Annotated in this window: 20 protein-coding genes; 12 read left to right on the forward strand and 8 right to left on the reverse strand. The window is 62.0% G+C overall.

All coding sequences use genetic code 11. The annotated features are described in order from the left end of the window. Window positions 1-26: 26 nt before the first annotated feature. From V6765_RS03110 to V6765_RS03130, 5 genes are read left to right on the forward strand one after another with little or no spacing between them, the layout of a single operon-like run. Window positions 27-1,574, forward strand: a complete 1,548-nt coding sequence (locus tag V6765_RS03110; protein ID WP_448426371.1) for a sugar ABC transporter ATP-binding protein — start codon at window positions 27-29, stop codon at window positions 1,572-1,574. Next, window positions 1,571-2,551, forward strand: coding sequence for an ABC transporter permease (locus tag V6765_RS03115; RefSeq protein ID WP_448426372.1), 981 nt, complete (start codon window positions 1,571-1,573; stop codon window positions 2,549-2,551). Before V6765_RS03110 ends, V6765_RS03115 begins: the two co-directional genes overlap by 4 nt. Further along, a complete protein-coding gene (locus V6765_RS03120; protein ID WP_448426374.1) occupies window positions 2,548-3,549 on the forward strand; it encodes an ABC transporter permease in 1,002 nt (333 codons plus the stop codon). The genes V6765_RS03115 and V6765_RS03120 overlap by 4 nt, the downstream gene beginning before the upstream one ends. Beyond that, a complete protein-coding gene (gene rhaM, locus V6765_RS03125; protein WP_448426376.1) occupies window positions 3,546-3,869 on the forward strand; it encodes an L-rhamnose mutarotase in 324 nt (107 codons plus the stop codon). Before V6765_RS03120 ends, rhaM begins: the two co-directional genes overlap by 4 nt. A gap of 4 nt (window positions 3,870-3,873) precedes the next feature. After that, complete coding sequence (locus V6765_RS03130) at window positions 3,874-5,295, forward strand: FGGY-family carbohydrate kinase (protein WP_448426378.1); 1,422 nt, start codon at window positions 3,874-3,876, stop codon at window positions 5,293-5,295. A gap of 395 nt (window positions 5,296-5,690) precedes the next feature. On the opposite strand, the gene V6765_RS03135 is transcribed toward V6765_RS03130, so the two are convergent. From V6765_RS03135 to V6765_RS03145, 3 genes are all read right to left on the reverse strand, one after another. After that, window positions 5,691-5,987 (reverse strand): type II toxin-antitoxin system RelE/ParE family toxin, encoded by a 297-nt coding sequence (locus tag V6765_RS03135; protein WP_448426379.1) that lies wholly within the window; start codon window positions 5,985-5,987, stop codon window positions 5,691-5,693. After that, window positions 5,984-6,250: a type II toxin-antitoxin system ParD family antitoxin gene (locus tag V6765_RS03140; RefSeq protein WP_448426380.1), complete on the reverse strand. Its 267-nt coding sequence runs from the start codon at window positions 6,248-6,250 to the stop codon at window positions 5,984-5,986. Before V6765_RS03140 ends, V6765_RS03135 begins: the two co-directional genes overlap by 4 nt. 357 nt (window positions 6,251-6,607) lie before the next feature. Further along, window positions 6,608-7,687, reverse strand: a complete 1,080-nt coding sequence (locus V6765_RS03145; protein ID WP_448426382.1) for an oxygenase MpaB family protein — start codon at window positions 7,685-7,687, stop codon at window positions 6,608-6,610. 233 nt (window positions 7,688-7,920) lie between these two features. Here V6765_RS03145 and V6765_RS03150 point away from each other — a divergent pair, with 233 nt between their 5' ends. Continuing rightward, window positions 7,921-8,544, forward strand: a complete 624-nt coding sequence (locus V6765_RS03150) for a TetR/AcrR family transcriptional regulator C-terminal domain-containing protein (RefSeq protein WP_448426384.1) — start codon at window positions 7,921-7,923, stop codon at window positions 8,542-8,544. Between the two features lie 40 nt (window positions 8,545-8,584). On the opposite strand, the gene V6765_RS03155 is transcribed toward V6765_RS03150, so the two are convergent. From V6765_RS03155 to V6765_RS03175, 5 genes are all read right to left on the reverse strand, one after another. Continuing rightward, complete coding sequence (locus tag V6765_RS03155) at window positions 8,585-9,421, reverse strand: MBL fold metallo-hydrolase (RefSeq protein ID WP_448426386.1); 837 nt, start codon at window positions 9,419-9,421, stop codon at window positions 8,585-8,587. 167 nt (window positions 9,422-9,588) lie between these two features. Then, window positions 9,589-10,515 carry an electron transfer flavoprotein subunit alpha/FixB family protein gene (locus V6765_RS03160; RefSeq protein WP_448426387.1) on the reverse strand — a complete coding sequence of 309 codons (927 nt, stop codon included), beginning with the start codon at window positions 10,513-10,515 and terminating at the stop codon, window positions 9,589-9,591. Then, window positions 10,515-11,273: an electron transfer flavoprotein subunit beta/FixA family protein gene (locus V6765_RS03165; RefSeq protein ID WP_448426389.1), complete on the reverse strand. Its 759-nt coding sequence runs from the start codon at window positions 11,271-11,273 to the stop codon at window positions 10,515-10,517. Before V6765_RS03165 ends, V6765_RS03160 begins: the two co-directional genes overlap by 1 nt. A gap of 39 nt (window positions 11,274-11,312) precedes the next feature. Beyond that, on the reverse strand, window positions 11,313-12,791 hold the full coding sequence (locus V6765_RS03170; protein WP_448426390.1) for an aldehyde dehydrogenase family protein: 1,479 nt from the start codon (window positions 12,789-12,791) through the stop codon (window positions 11,313-11,315). An 11-nt stretch (window positions 12,792-12,802) separates the two neighbouring features. Continuing rightward, the gene (locus V6765_RS03175; protein WP_448426392.1) at window positions 12,803-13,033 is read right to left on the reverse strand and encodes a hypothetical protein; all 231 of its coding nucleotides are present in this window, start codon (window positions 13,031-13,033) and stop codon (window positions 12,803-12,805) included. A 522-nt stretch (window positions 13,034-13,555) separates the two neighbouring features. Between V6765_RS03175 and V6765_RS03180 the strand changes: the two genes are divergently transcribed. Genes V6765_RS03180 through V6765_RS03205 form a run of 6 tightly spaced genes read left to right on the forward strand, consistent with a single transcriptional unit; the run spans window position 13,556 to window position 19,782 of the window. Next, window positions 13,556-14,434, forward strand: coding sequence for a branched-chain amino acid ABC transporter permease (locus tag V6765_RS03180; RefSeq protein ID WP_448426394.1), 879 nt, complete (start codon window positions 13,556-13,558; stop codon window positions 14,432-14,434). Window positions 14,435-14,436: 2 nt separating this feature from the next. After that, on the forward strand, window positions 14,437-15,513 hold the full coding sequence (locus tag V6765_RS03185; protein WP_448426395.1) for a branched-chain amino acid ABC transporter permease: 1,077 nt from the start codon (window positions 14,437-14,439) through the stop codon (window positions 15,511-15,513). Beyond that, window positions 15,510-16,277, forward strand: a complete 768-nt coding sequence (locus tag V6765_RS03190) for an ABC transporter ATP-binding protein (RefSeq protein WP_448426397.1) — start codon at window positions 15,510-15,512, stop codon at window positions 16,275-16,277. Before V6765_RS03185 ends, V6765_RS03190 begins: the two co-directional genes overlap by 4 nt. After that, window positions 16,274-17,047: an ABC transporter ATP-binding protein gene (locus V6765_RS03195; protein ID WP_448426398.1), complete on the forward strand. Its 774-nt coding sequence runs from the start codon at window positions 16,274-16,276 to the stop codon at window positions 17,045-17,047. Before V6765_RS03190 ends, V6765_RS03195 begins: the two co-directional genes overlap by 4 nt. Before the next feature lie 11 nt (window positions 17,048-17,058). Further along, a complete protein-coding gene (locus tag V6765_RS03200) occupies window positions 17,059-18,861 on the forward strand; it encodes an AMP-dependent synthetase/ligase (protein ID WP_448426400.1) in 1,803 nt (600 codons plus the stop codon). A 9-nt stretch (window positions 18,862-18,870) separates the two neighbouring features. Then, entirely contained in the window at window positions 18,871-19,782 is a 912-nt protein-coding gene (locus tag V6765_RS03205; RefSeq protein ID WP_448426402.1) for an SDR family oxidoreductase, read from the forward strand. The last annotated feature ends 22 nt before the right edge of the window (window positions 19,783-19,804 follow it).

Consider the following 19,804-nt stretch of genomic DNA (forward strand, 5'->3'; position numbering starts at 1 on the left):
AACCAAACCGACGAAGTGCAGCGTTCATGACCATGCCCGCACAAGAAAACGCACCCGCGCAGGCCTCTGCCGCGCCTTGCATGACGCTTACGGGCATCACCAAGACATTTCCGGGCGTGCGTGCGCTCAGCCAGGTGGCGCTGGAGCTTTATCCGGGGGAAGTGACCGCGTTGATTGGCGAAAACGGCGCCGGCAAGTCGACGCTCGTCAAGACCATGACCGGCATCTACCAACCCGATGAAGGCGAGATCGCCATCGACGGCGAGCCGGTTCATCTGTCCTCGCCGCACGAGGCCTTCCAGCGCGGCATCACCGCCATTCATCAGGAAACCGTGCTTTTCGACGAATTGACTGTCGCCGAGAATATCTTCCTTGGCCACGCCCCGAAGACCCGCTTCAAGACCGTGGACTGGCAGACGATGCGCGCGCGCTCGAAAGCGCTGCTTTCGGAAATCGGCGCCGGCCATATCAACGCCGGCGCGCGGCTGACGGATCTGAGCATTGCCAACAAGCATCTCGTCGCGGTCGCCCGCGCGCTCTCGATCGATGCCGATATCGTGATCATGGACGAGCCGACCGCCGCGCTCTCCTACAAGGAGATCGAGGATCTTTTCACCCTGATCGAGCTGTTGAAGAAGAACGGCAAGGCAATCCTCTTCATCAGCCACAAGTTCGACGAGATCTACCGCATTGCCGATCGCTACAGCGTGTTTCGCGATGGCGAACTGGTCGGCAGCGGACGTCTGGCGGATACCAGCCAGGACGAGATCGTGCGCATGATGGTCGGCCGCTCCGTCGAGCAGGTGTTTCCCAAGCAGGAGGTCGCGCTCGGCGAGCCGGTGCTGACCGTATCCGGCTACAGCCACCCGACCGAATTCGCCGATATCGGCTTTTCCCTGCGCCGGGGCGAAATTCTCGGCTTCTACGGTCTTGTCGGCGCGGGCCGCAGCGAACTGATGCAGGCCCTGATCGGCATTACCAAGCCGTCCAAGGGCGCGGTCAGGATCGAAGACGATATCGCCGTGATCCGCTCGCCGGCGGATGCGATCGCGCAGGGTATCGTCTATGTTCCGGAAGAGCGCGGCAAGCAGGGCGTCGTGGTCGATCTGCCGATTTTCCAGAACATATCGCTGCCATCGCTCACGCGCACATCGCGCAACGGCTTCCTGAAGCTTGCGGAAGAATTCGCGCTGGCGCGGGAATATGCGGGCCGGCTCGATCTGCGCGCCGCCTCCCTCAGCCAGCATGCCGGAACGCTTTCGGGTGGCAATCAGCAGAAGGTGGTGATCGCCAAATGGCTCGCGACCAAACCGCGCGTGATCATTCTCGATGAACCGACCAAGGGGATCGACATCGGTTCCAAGGCCGCCGTGCATGCCTTCATGAGCGAGCTTGCGGCCAACGGTCTCGCCGTCATCATGGTCTCATCCGAACTGCCCGAGGTGATGGGCATGAGCGACCGCATCATCGTCATGCGCGAGGGCCGCATCGCCACGATCGTCGAAAACAACAATGGCTTCGCTGCCGAAGTGCTGGTGCGCGCCGCCGCGGGCATCGGGGAGAAGGCCGCATGAAGACGCTCATCCGCACCCGCGAATTCTGGCTGGCGATCATCGTTGCCGCAATGGTGCTGGCAACCAGTATGCGCGCGCCCGGCTTTGCCTCGCCGGGCAATCTCGCCAACATCTTCAACGATACCGCCATGCTGATCATCCTGGCGCTCGGCCAGATGGCGGTGATCCTGACCCGCTCGATCGATCTCTCCATGGCCTCGAACCTCGCGCTCACCGGCATGATCGTGGCGCTCATCAACGCCGCCTTTCCCGGCGTGCCGATCCCGGCGCTGATGCTGCTCGCCGTTGTCTGCGGCCTTGTCCTCGGCGCCTTCAACGGATTGCTGGTCTGGCTGCTCGGCATCCCGGCGATTGTCGTAACGCTCGGGACGCTCACCATCTATCGTGGCCTGATCTTCCTGATTGCCGGCGGCCAGTGGGTCAATGCCGACGCCATGAGCCGGGACTTCGTGCAATATACCCGCATCGAATTCCTTGGCCTGCCGCTCCTGTCCTGGTACGCGATCGTCGTCGCGATCGGCTTTCTCGTGCTGATGACCCGCACATCGCTCGGCCGCGCGATCTATGCCATCGGCGTCAATCCGACGGCCTCCGTCTATGCCGGGATCGATGTCGGCCGCACCAAGTTCGCCGCCTTCCTGATTTCGGGCGCGCTTTCCGGCTTTTGCGGCTATCTCTGGGTCTCGCGCTACGTCATCGGCTCGGTCGAGGTTGCCAAGGGCTATGAACTTACCATCGTCGCGGCCTGCGTGATCGGCGGCATCTCGATCGCCGGCGGCGTCGGGACCGTTGCCGGCGCGATCCTCGGCGCGCTCTTTCTCGGCGTCATCAATGTCGCGCTTCCGGTGATCAATATCTCGCCCTTCTGGCAGATGGCGATCTCGGGAGCCGCGATCATCCTCGCCGTCGCCATCAATGCCCGCGGCGAAAAGCGCGGCAATCGTCTGATCCTGCGTGAAGCGGAGGCTGCGTCATGAGCGATCTTTCCCAGGAAACCCGCTTCATTCCCGACCGTCTGGAAAGCCCGCTGCGCAGCGCGGTCCTTTCCTGGCCGAGCCTGCTTCTGGTGGTGGCCGTGGCGCTGTTCATCGCCAATTCGCTTGCCTCGCCCTATTTCCTGTCGCCGTGGTCGCTGTCGGACGCTACCTTCAATTTCACCGAAAAGGCGATCATCGCGCTTGCCATGGCGCTGCTGATCATATCCGGTGAAATCGACCTGTCGGTTGCCTCGATCATCGCGCTCGCCTCCACCGTCATGGGGTTTGCCCTGCAGTTCGGGGTCGGCACGCCGGGGCTTGTGGCGATCGCTCTTGCAACGGGGCTTGCCTGCGGCGCGTTCAACGGCTTCCTCGTCACCGGCCTCGGTCTGCCATCGATCGTCGTGACCATCGGCACGATGAGCTTCTTCCGCGGCATTTCCTATATCGTGCTCGGCGATCAGGCCTTCAAAGGCTATCCGGCAAGCTTCGACTTCTTCGGCCAGGGCTATGTCTGGTGGGTGGTCTCGTTCGAATTCGTGCTATTCCTCGTCCTGGCGGCGCTCTTTTATGTGCTGCTGCACAAGACCAATTTCGGGCGTCATGTCTTCGTGATCGGCAACAATGCCGTGGCCGCGCGCTTTTCCGGCGTCAGGGTCGAGCGGGTGAAATTCCTGCTGTTCTGCCTCACCGGCCTGATGTCCGGCGTCGCCTCGGTGCTTTTGACCTCGCGGCTTGCCTCCACGCGCCCCTCGATCGCGCTCGGCTGGGAGCTGGAAGTGGTGACCATGGTGGTTCTGGGCGGCGTTTCGATCCTCGGCGGCTCGGGCACGATCCAGGGCGTCGTCATCGCCGCATTCATCATGGGCCTTGCGACCTTCGGCCTCGGGCTCTTGAACATTCCCGGCATCGTCATGTCGATCTTCATCGGCGCGCTGCTGATCTTCGTCATTGCGCTTCCGATCGTCTATCGCAAGATCCGGAAGAAAAGGATATGAGCGGAAAGGAACAGCACGCGTTCAAGATGACGCTCAATCCGGGCATGGCGGCGGAATACAGACGCCGCCATGATGAAATCTGGCCGGAACTTGTCGATCTTCTGCATGAGGCCGGCGTCAGCGATTATTCGATCTTTCTCGATGAGGAAACCAACACGCTGTTCGCCGTCCTCCGCCGTCGCCCGGACCACGGCATGGCGGCGCTTCCCGACCATCCGGTGATGCAGAAATGGTGGGCGCACATGGCGGACATCATGGCGACCGATGACAAAAACGAACCGCTGTCGGTCGACCTGACGCCGGTCTTCCACATGGATTGACGGCATGAGCGCGCCCAGACATGTCGCCGTCATCGACATCGGCAAGACCAATGCCAAGGTGGCGCTGGTCGATCTTGAACGCCTTTCGGAAATCGCGGTGCGCACGCGGCCGAATACCGTGCTCGCCGGCCCGCCCTATCCGCATTACGACACCGAGGGCCTGTGGCAGTTCGTCCTCGCATCGCTCACCGCGCTACAGGCCCTGCACCCCATCGATGCCATTACCGTCACCACCCACGGGGCGGCGGCGGCGCTGCTCGCCGATGACGGAACGCTTGCCGCCCCCATTCTGGACTATGAGCATGATGGCCCGGATACGCTGCAATCGGCCTATGACGCGATCCGCCCGGATTTTGCCGAGACCGGCTCGCCGCGCCTGCCGATGGGCCTCAATCTCGGCGCGCAACTGTTCTGGCAATTCGAAACGTTTCCCGAAATCCGGCAGCGCGCCAAGACCATCGTCACCTATCCGCAATACTGGGCATTCCGGCTTTGCGGAGAAGCCGTAAACGAGGTGACATCGCTCGGCTGCCACACCGATCTCTGGTGTCCGGATAAAAAGGCGTTCTCCTCCTTGGTGGAGACGGCAGGCCTCGGTGATCTGATGGCGCCTGTGGCGAAGGCAGCGGATTGCCTGGGGCCGGTCCTTCCGGATATTGCTGCATCAACCGGCATCGCCGCCGGCACGCCGGTCTACTGCGGCATCCACGATTCCAACGCGTCGCTCTACGCCCATCTGGCAATACGGCCCGTCCCGTTTTCGATCGTTTCAACCGGGACATGGGTAATCGGCATGGCGCTGGGCGGCGCAAGGGTCGCGCTCGATCCCGGTCGCGACACGCTGATCAACGTGAACGCGCGGGGCGAACCGGTGCCCTCGGCCCGGTTCATGGGCGGCCGCGAATTCGATCGCGTGATGTCGGGCCACCCCCGCGAATATGATCCAGGCGATATCGAAGCCGTACTGGATCGCGACGCGATGCTGTTGCCGGCGGTCGAGATGCGCTCGGGGCCGTTCCAGAACAGATGGCAGAGCTGGACGGTTGACGAAACATCCCTTGGCTCCGGCGCGCGTTTTGTGGCCGTATCCTTCTATCTCGCGCTGATGACGGCGACAGGGCTTGCCATGGCGGGCGCCGATGGGCCGGTTTTCGTGGAAGGTCCGTTCGCCGCCAATCAGGTCTATCTCGATATGCTGGCCGCGGCCACCGGCAGGCCGGTCAGCGCCGTGGCCGGAACCGGCACCAGTATCGGCGCGGCGATGTTGGCCGCCGGCGACAGCATGCCGGCGCGCGCGCCTGGGGGTACTCCGGGAACACCGGGTGCCGGAATGGCCGCATATGCCGAGCAATGGCGGTCCCTGTGTGACCTCGCATCGGTCCCGCAAGACGGCGAAGTGGCTGGGGAAATTGATCAGGAAAGATAAGTGGCCTTCGGCTCTTATCACCGGCATAGCAAGGCGATTGGCAACGGGGACTCCCGGTCTGGCGCCGAGTGCCAGGCCGAGACGGAGGACGATTGTTTCCAGCCGTTGAGTGCCTCGTCCATAGCGAGCCAAGACACTGCCATCGGACTGCTCGCAGAATATGCGCCGACCACACAGGACGGCATCGCAAGAGTGCCAACGGTTCGCTACCTGGGGTCAGGACAAGAGCAGTCAAAACTCCTGCGCTAATCCCGAACGGATCGTGAACGTTCGTCGCGCGCCCGCATGATGGTCTGGCGGCTGGTCGCAAGTTTTCTGGCAATAGCCAAAACACGCAATCCCGTCGCCAAGTCTGCGCGCCCGTTTCCACGAATGCCTTGAAAGTGGTGCTGACCTCATTTGCCGAAGAGGATGGCGCCGTAGTCGGTGGCACCATGCAGAATATGAATGATGACCACCTTTGCACTCTCAACGCGGTAGAAGATCAGGTAGTTGCCGTGAACGCGTCGACGGATTTGATGACGTTCATAGCGCGGGACGAGAGCGAAGGCGTTGGGGTTAACGACAATATCCTCACAGCTGCTCCGCAGTTCCTGGAGGAATGAAAGGGCGCGTCTTGGGTTTCGCTCAGCAATATAATCGACGATCTGCTCAAGATCGTTTTCGGCCTCTCGGGAAAACTCAAGGATCATGCCGATTTTTCGGCATTATCAGCCATTGCACTGTATTTCGCGTCGAGACGGTTGAAGACATCGCTCGCCGGCTTGGTCCGACCGGCGTCCGCGTCGGCGATACCGCGCATAATGGAAGCATCCAGCGCGGCGAGCCGGGTCTCGCGGTCCTGGACCAGTCGCACGCCTTCACGCAGCACTTCGCTTTTCGAGCCGTAGCGGCCTGTCTCCACGAGTTGCTGAATATAGCTCTCAAGCTGCTTTCCCAGATCGGCGCTAATCACGCGGTCCTCCATCGTATTGGAACAACGACAACATAGGCAATTTATCAACTATTATCAAGGAGAGCGAAGCTCATTCCCGATCTCCTGCGCTGGCCAAATGTCTCTAAATCGACCTAACTCGTCTTCGGCATCACCAACCCAGGTTTTGTGGGACGGGATCCTGTTGGCAAAGCACTCCTGGATGCCCTAAAGTGAGGTGGGTTGCGCTGGGATGACTGTAGAATATATCATACAGTTACGGTAATTGAGGGGTCGCAGGTTCATATCCCTTCAAGACCTGTGAATTGATGCCCGGTTCACATCCTTGTTCCGGCACCAGGTCAGGCGCAAGCTGTTTGTCGAGCCGGCCGGCGATGCTCAGCTCCGTTTGGCTTCCGCATGGAGCCTGCGGGCGGCGGTGACGAGTTCCACGGCGTCGGGGCCCCACATCATGCGCAGGAAATAGCGCTCGATCGGCGGTTGCTGCACCAGCCAGGCCAGCGGAAGAAGCGCCACCCTTGCGGCCAGAACCTTCTTTTCCTGGCGCGGGGTCAGGCCGCTGTTCTTGCGCGTCTTGCCGGAGACGGCGGCCATTGCAAGCATCTTGAACAGGCCTTCCTGGAAAAACAGCTGGAACTTCACCTTCCTCTGCGAGGGATGATAATTCCTCTTGATCGACTCCATCCACAGCGTGTGGAAGTTTTCGCCCGTGGCCGGAATGGTCGCCAGCGTCTTGGTGACGCCGAACAGATCGTCGTATTTCTGATAAAGCTTTTTCAGGTCTGCCATCGATTTCGGCAGCTCCGCCTCGTCATGCGGAAACAGTTTGCAGTACTCGCTGACCTCGGCGATGTAGCGGTCCCGGAGTTCCGGAGCGAGCCGTCCGGTGCGCCTGAGCCCCTTGAAGCCGAGGCGTTCGTAAACCCAGAGCATCGAGTGCATCTCGGTCAGGCCCGCCCACATGGAATCCCGCGGCGAGTTGGCCTGATAGCCGCCGAGCTCCGGCTGGCCGACATCGATGACGTCTCCCGCGACCTTCTCGTGAACCCGCACAAGGTGCTGGGCGACGCGCGTGGCGGTATCCCTATCGCCCAGCCACATCGGCGCGTGGATGCCGGAGTTTCTCTGGCCGCGGTCGAAGACGTCGAACAGAGTCAGTTCACCGCGATGCGCCTTCTTCGAGATCGGGTCCCAGTCGCGAACGCCGGCCACGACCGGCTTGTAGGTCAGCTGCAGGATGAACTGCGCCGGCGACTGAAAGACGATCACGGCGGGATGAAGCAGCACGTCCCAGGCAACCGAGCCGGGGCCGAAAACGCCCCGGGCCGCCGGTTCTTCCGCCTTCTTCGCGACCGTTGGAATGCCGTGACGCCGCCAGCGCTTCGCGCTGCCGCGCAGCCGTTCACGGCTCACGACGATGTTGGGGTTTGTCACTGTCGAATGATCGCTGGTCGTCATAGTTTCCTCCTATTATTCCCGGCCGGGAATATAATTACTCCTCGCGCTTGAGATTTGTCAATATGAATCTTTCACAGGCGCTCGCCGCCCTTGCGATATTGAAAAGCCTGCGTGATAAGAGCCATCACGGAACCGGAAAGCGGACGGGCAGGACGGGCATGACAGCGGCAGGAAAGGACAAGCAGGCGGGCGCGCGCCGGAAACGGCGACCGGGAAAAAGGGCCGGTCTTGATGTGGACCAGATCATCGCCGCGGCCAAAACGCTTCCCCTGGAGGCGCTTTCCATGCAATCGCTCGCCGATTTGCTGAAGGTGGACCGAAAGGCGCTGCACTATCACGTCAAGGACCGCCAGTCGCTGTTCGAGCTTCTCGCGCGCCACGCATTCTCCGAACGCCTGATGCAGACCAGGGTGAGAGAAGCTGCGAACTGGCAAGAGGCGTGCAGGATCTACGCGCGCGACCTGGCTGACTGCGCGACAGGCCTCGCCGAGCTGGTGGATTATCTCTGGTTCGGCGACCTGATGAAAAGCCTTCCGCTGGAGCCTGTCGAAGTCATGTTCAGGCATCTGGAGGAGGGCGGCTTCACCGACGAAGAGGCAATCCGCCTGATGACGGTGTTGTCGACGCTGTGCCTCGGCCATGCGCGCGACCTGGACCAGGCGCACAAGGAAGCTGACCACACGCGCAGCCAACTTTTGAAGTCCGCCCTAGGCGCGCAGACGGATCGCTCCTTTCCCAATCTCGAGCGGATCGCCGCACGCAATATCGACACCTACAGCGCCGAACAGCTTGCCTTCAGCATCGACCTCATTATCGCGGGTGCGGAGGAAAAGCTGCGCAACACCGGGACGCGCTGAGGGCGTTTGACATGACGGAAATCCGGTCATCAGTCCGATGTCAGGAGGAGATGCTCCAAAGGCTTCCGGAACGGGTCGCCCGATTTTCGGACTGGAGCTTTTCCAGATGGGCGATGACGTTTCTTTCCGCGGCCATGGCGATGTGCGGATCGGTTTTGCGGTAGACGACGGCGGCGATATTCCGGACGGAATCGGGCTTTGACGCGATATGGGCGAGGATCTGCTCTTCTCGTCGCATCCGGTTTGCGAGCAGCCGTTCGACGTAGGGTCGGGGCTCGTGAAGCACCGGCCCGTGGCCCGGCAGATAGGTCTTGTCGTCCCGGTCGAGCAGGCGTTGCAGTTGGTCGCAATAGTCGCGCATGTTGCCGTCGGGCGGGCTGACGATCGAGCTGTTCCAGGTCATCACATGGTCCCCCGAAAACAGGACGCCATCCGGCGTTGCAAAGCAGAGATGGTCGCTGGCATGACCCGGCGTGTGCAGCACCGTCACACCGGCAATGGCGTCTCCATCCTCCAGGCGCACATCCGCTTCGAAGGCGTCATCGGGAAATGCGCTTGAGACATAGACGGGCAGGCCGGTCCGTTCGCGCAGCGCCGGCGCGGAGCCGAAATGGTCGGAATGATGATGGGTGATCAGAATTCCCTTCCCCCGCGTCCCCAAACCGTCTGCGACGGCGTTGAAATGCGCGCTGTCTTCGACCGGGCCCGGATCGACGACGAAGACGCCCGCCGCTGTGTCCAGAAGATAGGTGTTGGTGCCGTGATAGGTCATCTTGTTGGGATTGTTGGCCACGATGCGGCGCACATTTTCGGCGACCGCGACGCTTGCCGCCCGGACCGGTTCCGGCTCCGTGAAAAACATGCTCGTACCGCTCATTGGCCGCCTCCATCGATCGACCGGAGCTGCGCCCCGGCCTGCGCCTGACCGTGTTTCATCACTGATTCACCTTGTTCCCGCAAGTCATGCTCAAAATACGGCGGCGTCGGATTGACCGACGCCGCCAGTTTCGCCCTCAGGGAGGAGGTTGAGTGCGAAAGGAGCTCTCACAGCTTTTCCGCCAGTTCCGGCACGGCCACAAACAGGTCGGCGACCAGGCCGTAATCCGCGATCTGGAAGATCGGCGCTTCCTCGTCCTTGTTGATCGCGACGATCACCTTGGAGTCCTTCATGCCGGCGAGGTGCTGGATCGCGCCGGAGAGGCCGCAGGCGATATAGAGAGCCGGGGCCACCACCTTGCCGGTCTGGCCGACCTGCCAGTCGTTCGGCGCGTAGCCGGCGTCGACCGCAGCGCGCGAGGCGCCGACGGCGGCCCCCAGTCTGTCGGCAAGCTGTTCGATCAGTTTGAAGTTTTCCGCCGAGCCGATGCCGCGCCCGCCGGAGACGACGATCCCGGCAGAGGTAAGGTCCGGGCGATCGCTTTCGGCCACCTTGTCCTCGACCCATTCGGAAAGATCCGGGTTTGCGGCCGCGGACACCGTTTCTACCGGGGCCGCGCCGCCCGTTCCGGCGGCATCGAAGGTCGAGGTGCGGAAGGTGATGACCTTTTTGGCATCCGACGACTTCACCGTCTGGATCGCGTTGCCCGCATAGACCGGACGCTCGAAGGTCGCGCCGTCGACTACGGCGGAGGCATCGGAGATCACCATCACGTCAAGCAGCGCGGCCACGCGCGGCATCACGTTCTTGGCGTCGGTGGTCGCCGGCGCGGCGATGTGCTCGTAATCGCCGGCAAGGCTGACGATCAGCGCGGCGGTGGCTTCGGCAAGGCGATGATCCAGCGACGCGTCCTCGGCGACCAGCACCTTGGCAACGCCGTCGATCGTCGCGGCGGCCTCGCTCGCCCTGGCGGCGGAACCGCCGGCGCAGAGGATGGTGACGTCGCCCAGCTTCCGGGCGGCGGTCACGGCCTTGGCGGTTGCGTCCAGCGACAGTTCGCCGTCGGTCACTTCGGCCAGAAGCAGAACGGCCATTACAGGACTCCCTTTTCTTTGAGTTTGGCGACCAGCGTATCCACGTCCGGAACGATCTCGCCGCCGGCGCGTGCCGCGGGTCCGGTGGTCTTGACGATTTCGAGGCGCGGGGAGACGTCGACGCCGTAGTCGGCGGCGGTCTTCTCGTCCAGCGGTTTCTTCTTCGCCTTCATGATGTTCGGCAGCGATGCGTAGCGCGGCTCGTTCAGGCGCAGGTCGACGGTGACGACGGCGGGCATCTTCACCTTGATGGTCTGCAGGCCGCCATCCACCTCGCGGGTCACGATGGCGCTGTCGCCTTCGATCTCCAGCTTGGAGGCGAAGGTGGCCTGCGACCAGCCCATCAGCGCCGAAAGCATCTGGCCGGTGGCGTTCATATCGTTGTCGATCGCCTGCTTGCCGGCAAGCACCAGACCGGGCTGCTCTTCCTCGACAATCTTGGCGAGGATCTTGGCAACGGCCAGCGGCTCGATATCGGTGTGCGCGTCGTCGGCCGCGATCACCAGGATCGCGCGGTCGGCGCCCATGGCGAGCGCCGTTCGCAGGGTTTCCTGCGCCTGCTTGACCCCGATGGAGACAGCCACGATTTCTCCCGCCTTGCCCGCCTCCTTCAGACGGATCGCCTCCTCGACGGCGATTTCGTCGAAGGGGTTCATCGACATCTTCACATTGGCCAGTTCGACGCCGCTTCCGTCCGCTTTCACGCGGACCTTCACATTGTAATCGATCACACGCTTGACAGGTACGAGGACCTTCATTCGCCTATTCCTTTTGGTTTCTTGTTCGATGCGGTCGGTTCAGGCAATCCACATCGCTTTGGTCTGAAGGTATTCCTCGATATGTGCGGAACCGGACTCACGACCGTAGCCGCTCATCTTGTAGCCGCCGAAGGGTACTGCGGGATCCATGCTCTGATAGCTGTTGATCCATACGGTTCCGGTCCGCAATGCGCGGCCGATCTGGTGCGCCGTGCCGATGTTTTGGGTCCAAAGACCGGCGCCGAGACCGTATTCACTGCTATTGGCGCGATCCACGACTTCATCGACGTTATCGAAGCGGAAGACCGACAGGACGGGTCCGAAGATTTCCTCGCGCGCGATCGTCATGTCGTCGGTCACGTCGGAGAAGATCGTCGGCGCGACAAAACTGCCTTGCGCGAGTTCCTGCGGACGCTCGCCGCCCGTCCTCAGCGACGCGCCCTCGGCGTTGCCCTTGGCGATGTAGCCGAGCACTCTTTCCATCTGGTTGGTGTCGACAAGGGGCCCGAGTTGCGTGTCGGGGTCCAGGGGGTCGCCGAGCTTGAGCTTCTCGGTTTCCGCCTTGACCATATCGACGAAGGCGTCGTGGATGTCGGACTGGACGAACAGCCGCGTTCCGGCGCTGCAGATCTGGCCCGAATTGCTGAACACCGCTGCAGCACCGGCAACCGCAGCCTTTTCCAGGTCGGCATCGCGCATGATGATATGGGCGGATTTTCCGCCCAGTTCGAGCGAGAGCTTCTTGATGTTGCCGGCAGACGCGCGAACGATCTTCTGACCCGTCGAGGTCGAGCCGGTGAACGAGACCTTGTCCACGTCCGGGTGTTCCGCCAGTCGCGCGCCGGCATCGCCTTCGCCCGTCACCACGTTGACGACGCCCGGCGGCACGCCCGCTTCGAGGCAGAATTGCCCGAACAGAAGAGCGGATAGGGGCGTCTGCTCCGCCGGCTTCAGGACGACGGTGCATCCCGCCGCAAGGGCGGGGGCGATCTTCCAGACGCACATTCCGAAGGGGGCGTTCCAGGGCGTGATTGCACCCACGACGCCGATCGGCTCCTTTAACGTGCAGACGAAGGGGTCGCCCGCGACCGAGCTCCTGAGCGTCTCTCCGTGGATGGTGGTGGCCTGACCGGCATAGTAGCGCAGAAGCTGCATGGCGCGGCGGCGGCCGGCGAGCGTCCGCGTGATCGGCGCGCCCATATCCACGGTGTCAACCGCGGCGATCAGGTCGTAGTTCTTCTCGATGATGTCGGCCAGCCGGAGCAGGATCTCCTGGCGCTCAAACGGGGTGAGCCTCGCCCAGGGGCCAGCCAGCGCGCGGCGCGCGGCCTCAACGGCAAGGTCGATGTCGCCGGGCCCGCCCCTGGCGACGCTGCCGATGACGGCGCCCGTCGCGGGGTTCCTCGTTTCCAGCAGCTCGCCGTCCTGGGCATCGCGCCAGTCGCCGTCAATCAGCAACTTCTTTGGCAGGTCCCGAAAGAGCTCTTGCGTCTGTGTGGATGTCACCTGGATACTCATTCAATCCTCTTTCATTGGCTGTGCGAGGGGCCGTTCGGCTCTTCCCGGAAAATTGCTGTGGAGGCAAAACGGCGGCGCGCCATCTGTCCGCGAGACCCGGACGCGATTGGCGGCGTGCGGGCTGCCATATCCTTGATCTGCCGGAACGAAACCAGGATGTGCCGCGCTGAGATCAGGCAGCGCTCCAGGCTCTCCGCATATCCGCGACGCTGGGTCTGCGAGCGGATGATCGCCTTGGCCAACGATATCGCAACGGGTCATCATCATTCCGTCCTCCGACTTTAAAAAAACAAACAACCGTACTTTTGTCAATCCACGGTCTGCGGTCTGTTGACGATGGATGCGAAAGAAAGGAGGGCGTGGGCAAAGGTTGCCGACGCCGCCCCTGGGAAGCTCCGCCGGAAGCGGCGGAGGGCTGTCTCCGGTCTTCGCCTGGGCGGGACCCAAGCCGGCAAGCCCGCAATCCGGCCCGCGCAATTTCAATCCAGGTCGAGCCGTCGCCTCTCTCCGTGGAGATGTGGAGGATTCTCTCGCGCTCCCGACCACGGTAGAGTTGCGGAACGACAAAAAACCCATTGACAAAAGAACGGGTGTTTGTTTGTTTAATTGTGGAGCGAGTAGAACGTCATTTGCGCGGCGGAGCCGGCAAACGGGAAACCAGAAGAACCGGGGGGAGGGTGTAGTGTATCGCCATTGCGAGCCAGGTGAGGGGTATCTCTCGACATTCGAGATGCGGATCCGCCGGCAGGCGTCGGGGTCCGGGGGTGGTCGGTTTGGATAACCTCATTCAAATCATCATCAGCGGCCTTGGCGTCGGCTGCATCTACGCGCTTGTCGCATTGGGCTTCACGCTCATCTACAAGGCGACCGAAGTCGTGAACTTCGCCCAGGGCGAACTCCTCATGCTCGGCGCGTTCGTGGCCTATACGTTCATCGGCCTTTGGGGATGGCAATATTGGGCCGGCCTGATCGCGAGCATGGTCGTCGTCGCCTTCCTCGGCTTCACCATTGATGCCGTCATTCTGCGCAGGGTTATCGGTCAGCCGCAATTTGCCATCGTCATGCTGACGATCGGTCTCGGCTTTATCTTTCGCGCGGCCGCCACAATGATCTGGGGCGCCAATTCCCTGGTGCTGCCGACGCCTTTCTTCGGGCAGTCCCTGACCCTTTCCGGCGTCAGCATCCCGGCCAACACGCTGGCGATGGTTGTCGGTGCGATCCTGCTTTGCGTTCTGCTTTCGCTGTTCTTCAGCGCCACCCGCATCGGCATCGCGATGCAGGCCGCAGCCCAGAACCAGTTGGCGGCCTATTATATGGGCATCCGGGTCAAGGTCCTGTTTTCCGTTATCTGGGCCATTTCCGGCGCGACCGCGGCATTGGCCGGCGTCCTTGTCGCTCCGGCCACCCTGATCGATACCAATCTGGGCTTCATCGGTCTGAAGGCATTCGCCGCGGCCATACTGGGCGGATTCGGATCGGTTGGCGGAGCATTGATCGGCGGCCTCGTGATCGGTCTGCTCGAGCAGCTTGCGAGCTGGTACGTCCCGGATATCAAGGACATTACCGCATATATCGTTCTTCTCGCCGTCCTGCTCGTGCGTCCCCAGGGCCTGCTGGGCGCTGTCTTACGGAAAAAGGTCTGATCATGCGCACGATATTCAAGACCAGCTACCATCAGGACATCGCGCGCACGAAAGACTGGCGCGAACGCATCTGGTATATTCTCCTGGGCGCGCTTCTTCTGGTTCTTCCCTTGTTTCTGGGCACCTTCTGGGTCGGCGAGATCGCCTATGTCTTCATCCTGTGCATCATCAGCATCGGCCTGATGCTTCTGACCGGGTTCACGGGCCAGGTCTCCATCGGTCACGGGGCCTTCGTGGGCATCGGCGCCTATACCGAGGCCATCCTGCTGACCCTTGGCGTTCCGTTCGGCGTCTCGATCATAGGCGCGACCTTGCTCGCCGCCGTGATCGGCATATTGTTGGGATACCCCGCGCTTCGATTGAGCGGGCTCTATCTCGCGATCGCGACCTTGTCCTTCTCCTTCATCGTGGAGCACGTATTCATCCACTGGGAGAGTGCGACGGGCGGCTATAACGGCATGATCGTGCCGGAAGGGAAGGCCTTCGGATACACGCTGACATTCGGCATGCCTTTCTACTTTCTGTGCCTGTTGGGCGCGACGGCTGCCCTGCTGATTGCGCAAAACATCATGCGATCTCCCACCGGCCGCGCCTTCGTGTCGATCCGGGACAGCGAGACAGCAGCCCAGTCTATGGGCGTGAACCTGGCCGCCAAGAAGACGCTGGCCTTCAGCATTTCGGCCGGCTTTGCCGGTTTCGGGGGCGCGCTACTCGCCCACAGGATATCCTATCTGGCGCCCGACGCCTTCGGCGTGCTGATCTCCATCCAGTTCCTGCTGATGATCGTCGTGGGCGGGCTGGGCTCGTTTCACGGCGCCATCTTCGGCGCCATCTTCCTCGGCGTGCTGCCGCAGGCCATCGCCATCCTGCGCGACGAGCTTCCGCCACAGCTTGGGCAGCAGCCTGGCCTGGAGCCGGCGCTGTTCGGCCTGATCATCGTGCTGGTCGTGCTGTTCGAACCAACCGGTATGGCTGGGCGCTGGGAAAAGATGAAAGTCTATTTCTCGCAGTTCCCGACCTATCGCAAGGCGACCTTCCGGACACAGAAGACCTACACGAAATCGGAGCGCTTCCGGTGACGCATCTGTTCAGCGCAACTTCCCTGACCCTTCAGTTCGGCGGCATCACCGCTGTCGATGACGTGACCTTCTCCATCGACCGGGGCGAGGTTTTCACGATCATAGGTCCGAACGGCGCCGGAAAATCCAGCCTGTTCAACATTATCAGCCGGATCTATCGTCCGACCTCGGGACGAATGTTCCTCGATGGCGAGGATATCACCAACATACCGCCTCACCACGTGGCGGCGCGCGGCATCGGCCGCACCTTTCAGAATATCGAGCTGTTCGACCATGCCACGGTCCTGCGCAATCTTCTGGTCGGGCGGCAACCGCATGTCAGAACCAATTTTCTTCAGGACATGCTGTTCCTGCCGGTCGTCAGGCGCGAGGAAGTGCGCCATCGCGAGGTCGCCGAACGCGTTATCGAACTGTTGCGGCTGGAGAACGTGCGGGACGAACTGATCGCCAATCTGCCCTACGGCACCCGGAAGATTGTCGAGATTGCCCGCGCGCTGTGCTCGGAGCCGAAGCTCCTGCTGCTCGATGAACCCTCGTCGGGCCTCAACCCGGAGGAAACCGACGACATGGCGTTCTGGATCGATGATATCCGGTCCGAGCTGGATATCACCGTCGTGCTGGTCGAACACGACATGGGTCTCGTCAGCCGAGTTTCCGACCGCGTCATGGCGCTGAACAGGGGCAAGGTCATCACGATCGACGAGCCTTCGATCGTTCAGCAGCACCCGGAAGTTCTCACCGCCTATCTGGGAGACGCCGAATGACTGCTCCTTTTCTGAGAGTATCGGGCATCGAAACCCATTACGGGCAGATCGCGGCCCTGCGCGGCGTGAGCCTCGATGTCGAAGCCGGTTCCATCGTCACGATCCTGGGCTCCAACGGGGCCGGGAAAACCACGATCCTGAAGACCATCTCCGGGGTGCTCAATCCCACGCGGGGCGAGGTGGTGTTCGACGGACAGAATATCGAGGGGTTCGAGCCCGACAGGGTTGCCCGCCTCGGCCTTGCCCATGTGCCGGAGGGCCGGGAACTGTTCCCGTTCCTGACGGTCATGCAGAACCTGATGCTCGGGACAACGGCGCGGCGCGAAGACGACGGCGTTGAAAGCGATCTTGAAATGATCTTCGACTACCTGCCGCGTCTTCGCGAACTGCAATCCCGGACCGCCGGCATGCTTTCGGGCGGCGAACAGCAGATGGTGGCCATCGGCCGCGCCCTGATGAGCCGCCCGCGCATCCTTCTTCTGGATGAGCCGTCGCTCGGCCTGTCGCCAAAGCTGGTCAAGGAGGTGCTTGGCGTGGTCGCGCGCATCAATGCCGAGCAGGGGCTGACCGTGCTTTTGGTCGAGCAGAACGCCGCTCAGGCGCTGAGAGTGGCGCATTTCGGCTATGTCATAGAGACCGGCCGCGTGGTCATGGCGGATACCTGCGAAGCCCTGCGGACGAAGGAGGACATCAAGGAGTTCTACCTGGGCGCCAAGCAGGAGGGGGGACGCGCGAACCGCCGCTGGAAGAAAGCCAAGAATTGGCGCTGAGGGGGAGCAAGATGGAAACGCCGACGGTTGCCAAGCTGTTTGCCAAAGCCTGCCGGGAGCGCGGGCACAAGACCGCGTTCCGCGCGAAAGTGCACGGCATCTGGCACAGCGTGTCCTGGGAAGACTATGGCCGCAATGCGCGCAGCGCCGGTCTCGGCCTTGCCGCGCTTGGCGTGAAGCGCGGCGACACGGTATCGATCATTGCCGATCCCGCGCCGGAATGGGTCTATGTCGACCATGGCGCAATGGGCATGGGGGCGGTTTCGAACGGCATCTACACCACCGACAGTCCGGACCAGATCCAGTATATCCTCACAGACAGCCGCACGGTGGTGTGCGTGGTCCAAAACGAGGAGCAGTTGGACAAGATCCTGTCGGTGCGCGACCGCTGCCCAGATCTGAAAACGATCGTCGTGCTCGACATGGAAGGCCTGCGCGATTTCTCGGACCCGATGGTCATGAGCTTCGAGGCGTTGCAGACGCTGGGCTCGGCGCAGAGGGAGCTGGACTGGGATGCGATGCTCGAGGCGGGAAAGGCCGCGGACATCGTGATGCTCATATATACCTCCGGCACGACCGGGCCGGCCAAGGGCGTGATGCTTTCCAACCGCAACCTGATAAGCGCCATCGATACCGGCACCAGGGCCCTTGGGTTCAGGGACGGAGAGGAACAGATCAGTTTCCTGCCGCTATGCCATATCGCCGAGCGGTCCTGGACGGTGCTGTTTCCACTGGCGACCGAGCAGATCGTGAACTTCGCCGAACAGCCAAGCACGGTCCTGCAGAACATCAGGGAAGTCCGGCCCACGGCGTTCTTCGCGGTTCCCCGCTTCTGGGAGAAATTCCATTCCGACATTCAGTTGAAGGTCAAACAGGCCACCTGGTTCAACCGCAAGAGCTATGAGGCGGCTCTGGCAATCGGCGAGCGCCGTGCGGATTATGTCATCAAGGGCCGGCACGTGCCTTTTCATATCCGCCTCCTGTTCGCGCTGGTCGATCTGTTCGTTCTCGGAAACGTCAAGCGGATGATCGGAATCGACCGTTGCCGCTTCCTGGTGACCGGCGCCGCGCCGATCGCGCCTGATCTGATCCGATGGTACTTCGCCCTCGGCAAGCCGATGCTTGAGCTCTACGGCATGACCGAAACCTCGGGCATTGCGACCGCGCCGCCGGCCGGGGAATATAGGCTCGGCAGCGTCGGCAAGTCTGTGTCCTCCAACGAAATCCGTCTGGGCGATCAGGGCGAGATCCAGATCCGCGGGCCGAATGTTTTCGAGGGCTATCTCAACAAGCCCGACCAGACCCGGGAGACGATCGTCGATGGCTGGCTGCACACGGGCGATGTCGGTCGGATCGAGGATGACGGCTGGGTCTACATCACGGATCGGCTGAAGGACCTGATCATCACCGCCGGCGGGAAGAACATCACCCCGTCGGAGATCGAGAACCAGCTGAAATTCAGCCCCTATATCGCGGATGCGATCATTATCGGCGACCGGCGGCCATATCTCAGCTGTCTCATTCTTCTGGATCAGGAGAATGTGTCTCAATACGCCCTCGACCGGGGCTACGCCTTCACCGATTACCCGTCGCTCTGCCGGATCCCCGAAATACGGCAGTTGATCTCCACCGAGGTCGACGCAGTCAATGCGCGGTTCTCCCGGGTCGAGAACATCAGAAAATTTTCCCTCATCGAACAGCAGCTCTCGGCCGAGGACGAGGAGATCACGCCCACGATGAAGATGAAGAGAAAGCTCGTCGAGCGGAAATACAGCTCGGTCATCGAGCGCATGTACGTGACAATGGAAAGTTGAGGAAAGAACATGACAGTTAGGTTCGATAACCGCGTCGCCATCGTAACCGGTGCTGGTGCAGGCCTGGGCAGGGAACATGCGCTGCTGCTTGCAAGCCTTGGCGCAAGCGTCGTGGTGAACGATCTCGGCGGCGCCGTCGATGGCAGCGGCTCGGGCAGCAGCGCCGCCGATGCAGTGGTGGCGGAAATCGTTGCGGCCGGCGGCAAGGCCGTCGCCAACTACGATAGCGTCGCCACGCCCGAGGGCGCCGAAGGCATCGTGAAGACCGCCATCGATGCATTCGGCGGCGTCCACGTGCTGGTCAACAATGCCGGGATCCTGCGGGACAAGAGTTTCGCCAAGATGCGGATCGAAGACTTCGAGGCGGTTCTTGATGTGCATCTGAGGGGATCGATCTACTGCACCAAGGCCGTCTGGCCGCACCTTATCGAACAGGAATATGGCCGGGTCATCTTCACCACGTCGATTGCCGGCACGAACGGTAATTTCGGACAGTCCAACTATGGCACCGCCAAAATGGGCATGCTCGGCCTGATGAACTGCCTCGCCATCGAAGGCGCGCGGAAGAACGTCCTGCTCAACGCGGTTTCTCCGGCCGCCAACACCCGCATGACCGTTGGTCTGGTACCGCCGGCAATCGAGGAGCATATGGGCCCGCACCAGGTCTCCCCTGCCGTCGCCTATCTCTGCAGCGAAGCCTGCACGTCCACCGCGACGATCATCTCGGCGGGCGCCGGCGGGTTCGGCCGCGTCCACTACTTCGAAACGGAGGGCGTTCAATTCGATCCCGCCAAGGAGATCACGCCCGACATGTTTGCCGAGGCTTTCGGCCGCATCACCGCGCTCGATACGGCGAAGCCCACGACCCCGGGACCCGCGGGTCTTCTGGAAGAGCGCATGAAATTGCTGAACAATTCCTGATCAGCAAGTGGAGGAGGAAAAT

Source organism: Martelella sp. FOR1707, assembly GCF_053484265.1.